Source organism: Zarconia navalis LEGE 11467, assembly GCF_015207075.1.
GTDB lineage: Bacteria > Cyanobacteriota > Cyanobacteriia > Cyanobacteriales > Geitlerinemataceae > Zarconia > Zarconia navalis.
The window spans coordinates 1-9,084 of record NZ_JADEXN010000175.1; the positions used below are offsets into that span (position 1 = coordinate 1).

7 protein-coding genes are annotated in these 9,084 nt (G+C 51.0%); 2 read left to right on the top strand and 5 right to left on the bottom strand.

The features are described from left to right. The coding region (locus IQ235_RS10975) for a Ycf51 family protein (RefSeq protein ID WP_264321507.1) at window positions 1–585 on the top strand (585 nt) is incomplete at its 5' end. 24 nt (window positions 586–609) lie between these two features. Here IQ235_RS10975 and IQ235_RS10980 read toward each other — a convergent pair. The 5 genes from IQ235_RS10980 to IQ235_RS11000 form a co-directional block, all read right to left on the bottom strand. After that, window positions 610–1,884 carry a recombinase family protein gene (locus tag IQ235_RS10980; RefSeq protein ID WP_264321512.1) on the bottom strand — a complete coding sequence of 425 codons (1,275 nt, stop codon included), beginning with the start codon at window positions 1,882–1,884 and terminating at the stop codon, window positions 610–612. 49 nt (window positions 1,885–1,933) lie between these two features. Beyond that, complete coding sequence (locus tag IQ235_RS10985) at window positions 1,934–2,314, bottom strand: VOC family protein (protein ID WP_264321508.1); 381 nt, start codon at window positions 2,312–2,314, stop codon at window positions 1,934–1,936. 88 nt (window positions 2,315–2,402) lie between these two features. Continuing rightward, the gene (locus IQ235_RS10990; RefSeq protein ID WP_264321509.1) at window positions 2,403–5,948 is read right to left on the bottom strand and encodes a PAS domain S-box protein; all 3,546 of its coding nucleotides are present in this window, start codon (window positions 5,946–5,948) and stop codon (window positions 2,403–2,405) included. Between the two features lie 174 nt (window positions 5,949–6,122). Beyond that, on the bottom strand, window positions 6,123–7,571 hold the full coding sequence (locus tag IQ235_RS10995) for a carotenoid oxygenase family protein (RefSeq protein WP_264321510.1): 1,449 nt from the start codon (window positions 7,569–7,571) through the stop codon (window positions 6,123–6,125). 404 nt (window positions 7,572–7,975) lie between these two features. Further along, window positions 7,976–8,467 (bottom strand): hypothetical protein, encoded by a 492-nt coding sequence (locus tag IQ235_RS11000; protein WP_264321511.1) that lies wholly within the window; start codon window positions 8,465–8,467, stop codon window positions 7,976–7,978. A 101-nt stretch (window positions 8,468–8,568) separates the two neighbouring features. Here IQ235_RS11000 and IQ235_RS11005 point away from each other — a divergent pair. Further along, the coding region (locus IQ235_RS11005; protein WP_405196663.1) for a 3-phosphoshikimate 1-carboxyvinyltransferase at window positions 8,569–9,084 on the top strand (516 nt) is incomplete at its 3' end.

Here is a 9,084-nt window from a genome sequence, read left to right on the forward strand (position 1 = left end):
AACTGGTATACTGCGCACGAGTACCCACTACACGGTGCGATCGAACCTGCGATCGCCCATCGAGGTAAAATTATGCTGACGCCGGATAATTTTCTCCAAGCCACTCAGTGGATTGGCATTACGACCCTAACCTTTGCGGGTTTAACAGGGTTGAGTTTCCTTCTGAAGTGGGGTATCCGGTTCCGCTTGGTAGGTGTCACGGCCTTTTCCCTAGTCCTCACGGTCGGTTGTTTTGGCCTAAGTGTCGTTCCCTTCGCCCCCACTGTCGTTCCCGGTTCCATTAACTACACGCTGGTTTTCGACAACGGAGCTAATCTCATCACCATTAAAGTCCCTTCAGATATCACTGAATCGGAATTAGAAGCCACTTTACGTCAAGCCGCCATCAACCTCGTTGCCCCCGGTCGTTTGTCTCCAGGAAGGGGCCAACTGCTACTGCGCGCGCGTACTGTCATCCATCCAGAACCGGGAATCTCCAAGCCCTTATACTTGGGTCGAGTGATGCAATCGCCCTCACGGTCTGAGGACGGCGACCCCTTTGCCATCGAAATTTATCGCGACAACCTGGCACAGTTATCGTCCTAAGTCAGCACTCGATCCTCAAACCCGTCAAAAAATAAACAGGATCTGTAACTCCCACCCTCGATCGCACCAGTGAATCTCAATTTGACGGATAAATTCGCGAAAGTAGAATCGGCGTTCGGTTTCCGATAAATCTCGCCAAAACTCGGGAATCGAGACGGCGATCGCGGTTTCGCGTAAGTTCACGGGGGGCAGACGGGCTAGTTTTGCTCGCAACTGGGAAATTTCTGTCTTCAGGGTATAGGCACGCAAGTTAGCGGTTTGGGTATCTAAGACCCCAGTTTCGGTGAGGTGACTCAGTTGGGCGAGAATTTTCTCTTTGGCGGCGATCGCCTCGCGAATTGATTGCTTCACCCCCTCCATGGCAGGCATCGGTAGCCCCGCCACAGCCTGGGATAAATCCCGACAAATCCCTTCAATGGTTTTTTCGAGGATCTCGTTGTAGTCGATCGCTTTACATTTAGGTTGCTCGGGACAATTCGCCGGACGCAGGTAGAGATATTCGTATTTTTTATCTCGCCGCGATACCCGAGTCACCGTCATCGAGGAACGGCATCGATCGCAAACCACCAAACCCGCCAGAGAACGAGGGGCGCTGGCGGTGCGGGGAGGCATTCGGCGATTGCGGCGCAGCAGTCGATCGACTTGGGCGGCTTCATCCCGCGAGACGATCGCAACGTGAGTGTCGCAGATGGTTTCCCCGTTGTGATAGAGTAAGTCGCCGCGATAGACGGGATGAGTCAGCCACCGCCGCCCCGTCGTCACGGCAATTTTCTTACCGTATCGCGCTCCTAAATAGCGCACCGCCCCACGTACGGAACCGTAAAGAAGAAAATACTCGAAAAACTCTTTGACAATCGGGGCTGTGGCGCGATCGACAATGTATCGATCTTTGCCCCGTCGGTAGCCGTAAGGAGCTTTGCCCGGAGGAGGCAAAATTTCAACCCGATTGCGAGCGTGCCCTTGGCGAATGCGGCGGGAGCGTTGGTAATGCTGGATTTCGTCGAAGAGTTTTAACAGGTTGGCGCGACGGGTATCGGATTCGGCGGCCACCACCTCAACCCCCAACTCTTCGAGATGCGCGAGGCGATTGCAAACCTCCGGCACCGTATCGCCTAATTCTTCAAGTCGGCGTACTAACAGATAATTTGTTGGGTGAGTTTGGCAATCTTCAAGGAGTTGATGTAGCTGTTGCCGCTGCCCTAAATCTTGATAGATGCGATCGACTTCCCAACCCCAAATTGCCGGATCGGGGGCAGATTCGAGAAGGGGATCGCTATAGCAGTAGGCAACGATTTTTATCATTGCAAACGGTGATAAATTTTGAGTTTTTGACGGTTAATTTTAATTTTTAATGGGTCGATTTACCAGTCGCCACACTCAGCTCGATAACATTGCCATCGGGGTCGCGGGTAAACAGTGCCGCTCGACCGGATGCACTCGTTTGCACGGGAAATCCACTATTTTCTAGACGTGTTTTCGCCGCTTCTAAATTATCGATCGAAAACGCAATATGAGAATTGCGCCCCCATTTTTCCTTGTTTTGTAAGTTTACTTTCAGGTTCGTATCGACAATGAGGTGAATTTGATACGTTCCCACTTGATACCAAACACCGGGAAATCTTAGGGTTCGATCGACTTTTGGCAATCCTAAAACCGTACCGTAAAAATGTTCTGCCCGTTCCAAGTCGGAAACGAGCAGGGCACTGTGAAGACATCGATCGATTTTCATCGTTATCCCGATCTCCTAGATATTAAGAGCGATCGCTCACCCAAGATGAACTCTTCTAGCACAGATTTTATCTCAAATCTCCCTCGGATTATCCCTCGTTCTCAGATTTCGATCGCACGGGAATTTCGATGGCAAACTCCGTACCTCGACCCAATTGGGAGATACATTCTAACGAACCCTGGTGTTTTTCCGTGACAATTTGATAGCTAATGGACATTCCCAATCCCGTGCCTTTGCCAATGTCTTTCGTGGTAAAAAACGGATCGAAAATTCGACTTTGAATCTCTTGAGGAATTCCCGGTCCGTTATCGACGATCCGAATCGTTACCCGTCCCGATGCATCGTCGGCAACGGTTGCGATCCGAATCGTACTGGGATTTTGCTGTATTTCAGCGGGGGTGCGAGTGCGATCGCGCTCTTCCATAGCATCGATGGCATTGGCAATAATATTCATAAAAACTTGGTTGAGGGGCCCGGAATAACACTCTACCATTGGTAGTTTCCCGTAATCTTTGATGACTGAGATCTCCCCGCGATAGTACTCCGTACCCGCTATGCGAACGGAATGGGCTTTGAGGCGACTTTGCAAAATCGTCAGAGTACTTTCAATGCCTTCGTGAATATCCACTTCTTTGACATCTGCTTCGTCCAGACGAGAGAAAGTTCGCAAGGAAAGCACAATTTCCCGAATCCGATCGGCTCCCACCCTCATAGATTTGAGCAATTTCGTCAGATCGGCCTGCAAAAATTCGACTTCGTCGCGATCGAGGTCCTCCCGCACCTCGGGGGGGGGATCGGGATAGTGAGTTTGGTAGACTTTGATAATGGCGAGTAAATCTTCGGCATATTCGTTGACATAGGTGAGATTGCCGTAGATAAAATTGACGGGGTTGTTAATTTCGTGGGCGATACCCGCCACGAGCTGACCCAAACTCGACATTTTCTCGCTCTGAACCAGCTGTACTTGAGTGCGTTTGAGTTCGCTGAGGGTTTTTTCAAGTTCTTCGGTTTGTTGTTTGAGCTGGAGTTCGTACTGTTTGCGATCGTTGATATCGCTCTCGATGGCAATAAACTGACTCAGTTCTCCATTGCTGTCAAAAACGGGATTGATACTCAACCACAACCAATAGGAACGCCCTTGTTTGTCGTAGTTGAGAATTTCCCCTTGAAAGGGCTTTTGGGCACGGATGGTTTCTCGAATGCGATCGACAGTCTCTAGACTAGTCAGAGGTCCTTGTAAGAGCGAACCGGGTTTTTTTCCTTGCACCTCTTTGAAGGTATATCCCGAAATGCGAACGAAGCTGTCGTTGACCCATTCGGTCAAACCGTGTTTGTCGGTAATCACGACGGCACTATCGGTTTGGCTGGCCACCAGAGATAACTTAGCCACTTCCGCTTCGACCCGTTTGCGATCGGTCACATCAATCGTACAGCCATAGCAAATCACTTCACCTCCTGCTTGGCGTTCGGGTCGAAACATCACTCTGAGCCATTTTTGCCCCGAAGGAGTGATATAGCGAAATTCCGATTCAAGATTTTCGAGGGTGCGAACCGAACGATCGATTTCTACTTGAAAACGAGGCGCATCCTCTGGGTGAACCCGATCGAATGCAGGGGTTGCATCCTGCATTAAGACTTCGAGTTCTAGTTCGAGCACATCTCGCGCACCCGAAGAAATGTAAGGAAACGAGTGATGACCGTTAGGTTCGATGCAAAATTCGTGGATGGCACCGGGAATGTTGTCGGCAAGTCGCTGAAGTCGGGCTTCCGAGGCGCGCAGTTTTTCCTCGATTTGGCAGCGTTCGGTAATGTCGAGCACCATGGAGAACACCCCTACCGTTTGCCCCTGGGCATCGACGAGTCGCTGATTGTGCCACTCGCAAACGATGTCGTCTCCGTCTTTGGTGACGTTCTCGTTAACAATGTAATTTCCCCCAGTCTGGTTCAGAAGTTGCTCCATGACTGTAGTAACGGCAGCTTTCCCACTTTCGGGAACGATGAGTTCTACTCCCGTACGTCCTAAAGCTTCGTCTCGACTGTAACCAAACATCAGTTCTGCCGCTCGATTCCAAGCTTGCACCTCAAATCTCTGACTCCACTCGATAATCGCCAAAGGGGACTGTTCCACCAGCCACGAGACGCGCTGCTGTTGAGCGGCAAGCTGAGCTTCGGTGTATTTGCGATCGGTGATATTGACAATACAGCCATACCAGACAATGCTGCCTCCGGGTTGGCGTTCGGGTTTAGCGATTCCCTTCCACCACTGATAATGACCTGAAGGCGCGAGGGTTCGCCATTCGTACGTCCAGTTTTCGAGGGTTTGGGTGGAATGGGCGATTTTGGCTTGCAAGCCCCGAAGATCCTGTGGATGAACGCACTTGAAGGCGGGTGCGGCATCTTGTCTTAATGGTTCCGGTTCCACATCAAAAACATCTCGAAACCCGGACGACACGTAGGGGAAACACATTCTCCCATCGGGATCGAGTTGAAATTCGTAGATCGCGCCGGGAATGTTGTCGGCGAGTCGATGAAGCCGTGCTTCCGAGGCACGCAGTTTTTCCTCAATTTGGTGGCGATCGTGGCTTTCTCGCTCGAGCTGAACCACCATCTGTTTGAGTTTTTCCGTACGCGCTTCAACTCGTTTTTCTAATTCTTCATTGAGCTGCTGTAGTGTTTTTTCTGCTTGCTTGCGCTCGGTAATATCCTCGACGGTCACCACAATGCCGACGACATCCCCGTTGGCATCTCGCAGGGGAATTTTATTCGTATCGAGCCATGCGTGCTTGCCGTCGGCTTGTTGCTGAGTTTCGATAATATGCAATCTGGGTTGACCCGAGTCCATCACCCGGCGATCGAAATCCCGATACCAGTCCGCTTCTTCAGGCGTCCACGGCATATCGTAGTCTGTTTTTCCAATAATTTCTTCGGGAGACTTACAGCCTGCAATTCTCGCGGCACTCAAATTGCAGCCTTGGAAAACGGAGTGGCGATCTTTCCAAAAAATCAACTGGGGAATGTTGTCGATTACCAGTTGCAGAAGCTGCTGAGATTCCCGAAGTTGCTCTTCGATTTGTGTGTTGGGGGTCACGACCTCAGCAACAGCGATCGTACCGCTAATCTGACCCGCTCGATCGTACCCAGGAGAGACGATCTGCTCGTACCACTCCATCGTCCCATCTGCGCTGCTAACCTTCCATCGATCGCGAACTTCACCCCCCAGCTTCAAACAGCGTTGGTGAAGTTCTACCCAGCACTCACCCGTTTCGGGAAAGATTTCCGCCATCGATCGACCAATGGGGTTTTTCGTTACCCAACCAAACGTTTCTCGCCAACGATGGCTGGCGATCGCGCAGCACATTTGACGATCGAACATTGCGACAGCCACCGGAATTTCCTCGACGAACATCTGCATTTGCCGAACTTGTTTTTGCAATGCCGCTTCGTTTTCTTGATGCTCTTGAATTTCCGCTTGCAAATTTTGGTTGATACGAGTGAGTACTGCAAGCCGTTCGTGAAGTTGGGCGGTGAGAGTCGCTTCCCCTTCCATTTGAGATGACTGGGTTGTTTTGGAGCCAATCCCTTGCCCGAGGGTATTACAGGAATTCGCCGGGTGGGGAAGAGCTGGATCTGTCATGGTGAAAAGCTAGAGTCGAGGTGGTCTCTCTACTAGCCTAGCAATCGAGTTGTGAAGAAGTTATGCACTCCAGACAGGCTTCTTACTTTCTTTTGAAGTTTTGGGTCTTAATTTTGGGGAAGAGAGAAGATTAAATTCGGAATATTAAATTCGGAGTTGATTCTCCCCGATATCCTAAACTCGATGCCCGAGCGCCGGTTTCCACGTGCCGTGAAACCCAAGGGAAACGAGATCGGGGAGTGCCAGCCGACAAGTGGGTTCTTCATCGAGTCGGCTGCTGTGGTACACCCAGACTTCAGAGCGATCGAGGTTGCCATCGTAGACTACTGTTAGCACCCAACCTCGATCGGCATCCAAGGCATCTGGAGCAAAAATAGGTTCGCTTGGATAGCGATTTTCGCCCAAATCGGCGATCGTCAGGGTTCCCGAACGATCGTCGAAGCGAGCGATCGCCCCGTATAGTTCCCGCGCGCGATCGGCATCGGGGCGATGCAGAGAAAGATAGATATGGGGAGAAATACCGCCAACGTACTGGGGCGGTACGATGGGAAACTCGCAGGAGCGATCGAGCAATTCTTCAGTTCCCAAGACTTTTCCCGTTCGTCCATCCAATTGCACCCGCCACAGGGTTCCATCTGCGACGGTTTGCGTGCGTCCCGTTGCCACTTCCTTCAGGCGTTGGTTGGTGGTAAAGTCCCGGTAGCGGATGAAATCGACGATAATTTCCCCGGTGTCAGCTCGGTAGCCATTGGCAAAATGCCACTGAAACCAAGGTTCCGTCTCTTGCCGACTCACTAAAGACAAGGTGCGGCGATCGAAGATTAAAATCTGAGTTCCCTGTTGTGCGTGCCACTTCATTCCATTGCCAAAACTCTTCAAACCCACCAGTGCCGGGAATAAATCTAGTCGCACCGGTGGCACGAAAAAGACAAGATATTCTCCAGCCAGGACAAAATCGTGGATGAGGGGAACCCCATCAAGGGGAAACGCCGACTGATGGACGATCTTGCCCGTGGCATCGCTGCGATAGAGATGGAGGTTCGTTTTCGATCCCGCACTAACCCCAAAATTAAAAATTTCCCCGGTTTTGGGATCGCGTTTGGGATGGGCGGAGTAGTTCAAATTTTCACCCAATCCCGAGAGATCGTCCTTGCCTTGAGTTTCGAGAGTTTGCAAGTCCAAAGCATGAGGTTTGCCCCCTTCCCAGAGGGCTAAGAGACGATCGGGCAATGCCAGTACCGAGGTGTTCGCCGAATTCTTCACCGGTGTTCTCCACCGCCGCCAAATCGGGCCCGGTGCGATCGTGCCGTAGTTCCCGTAGAGGAGTTTCCCCGCAGCAGCTTCGGCTTGGTATCCGGTCGTTTGGACGTAGCGATAGGTTGCCGTTGCCTTAGAACCCCCTACTGGAGAATCAGCAAAGCGAACGGCAAGAATCGCCCCATCTCCATCGAACCAATGTCCCATCCGCATCCCTCCACGTTCCAGCCGGGCGGGGCCGTTGCGATACAGAGTCCCGCGCAATCCGGCAGGAATTTTGCCCTCCAGAATTTCCAATTGGGTGGATGCAAACTCTCGTGCGGGACGAGTGACGGCTTTAGTCCAAGCAGGTTGAGTGGAAAGCATTTTTAAGTACTAAGTTAAAGCAAGATATACAACGTCAAATTTGAAGCTGTATCCTAGCATTTTTACAAACCAAAAAATTGATTTTCTATTGAATATCGATCGTTTTCTAATTTTATTTTTAAAGGTTAAATTGAAAAACAATTGAGTGAGACTGAGATATAGCAATTCTCAGTCTTGTGAGGTACACCCAAATTCTATTTCCTATTCCCCATTCCCCATTCCCGAAAACCAGAAACTCTGTACTTCAACAGATTGATAACCGCTATATTAATGACTATACCCATTTTGACCCACCTCAAAAGCGTCTAATTTCGATCGAAAATATCATAGCAAACAAATAACTTCTAGTTTTTTGTCGATCGATGCAAACTAGAAATTAGCAATCAGTTGCTTTCTCAAAAAAGCTAGTGTTGAATTTCCAAATTGAGAACGTACCGTCCCAACCGCACCTTCCCCGTCCACAACTCGTATTCGAGGCGGAGATGTTCGGGAAAAGGGTATCCAGACAGGGTCAAGCTGCGAGTATAGTTGCGCAAGCGCATTTGGTTGGGAGTCGTACCGGTTTCGCTGCGCAACCAGTATCGACTGATACCGTACATTCCTCGTTCCAAAAGATGGCGGTAGCTGTAGGTTCCTTTATGCTGCATGGTGACGATCGTTCGGTAGGGAGAAATTTCCAACCATAGCAATCGGGGGGTATCTTCGGTGGAGGCGTTCGCATCTTCTTCACCTTCTCTTGAAGGCTGCCATCCGCGTACGGTCGGTTCGCTCAACAGGACGTGAAATCGTTCCCGGTCTTTCTGATAGAGAGTTGCAGCGGTTTCTATCACCGACCAAATCGGCAGATCGGTTGAAACCAGAGAAAGACAGGCTGGCTTGCGGTGATGCGTCAGCATAAACTTCGGTGAGGGGACAGTTTTGACATCACATTAGATGAACGTTTGGGGTTGACCGAACGCGGTAGGATGGCTAGACAACCCCCTAGTCGTTGAACCCAATGCCTTACCCCATCGTAACAGTCGAAACCTCAAAAAAACACCAGAGTCTGATTTTACAGCCCCCTCGATCGGGCTTGAGTTTGCGAGGTCGCATCGGCATCCCCGGAGATAAGTCGATTTCCCATCGTGCCTTGATGCTAGGGTCGATCGCCTCGGGAGAAACGCAAATTCGGGGCTTGTTATTAGGGGAAGATCCCCGATCGACGGCTCATTGTTTTCGGGCGATGGGCGCCCAAATTTCGCCACTGAACGGGTCGTTTGTGAGAGTACTAGGGGTAGAAGAAGGCGAGCTGCAAGAGCCGGAGGATATGTTGAATGCGGGGAACTCGGGAACGACGCTGCGGCTGATGTTGGGTTTACTTGCCGCTGCACCGGGGCGATTTTTCGCGGTGACGGGGGATGCTTCTTTGCGATCGCGTCCTATGTCTCGCGTGGTCAAACCTTTAGAGCGCATGGGGGCAACGATTTGGGGTCGGGGCGGCGGCAGACTCGCCCCCCTGGCCGTTCGGGGAGGG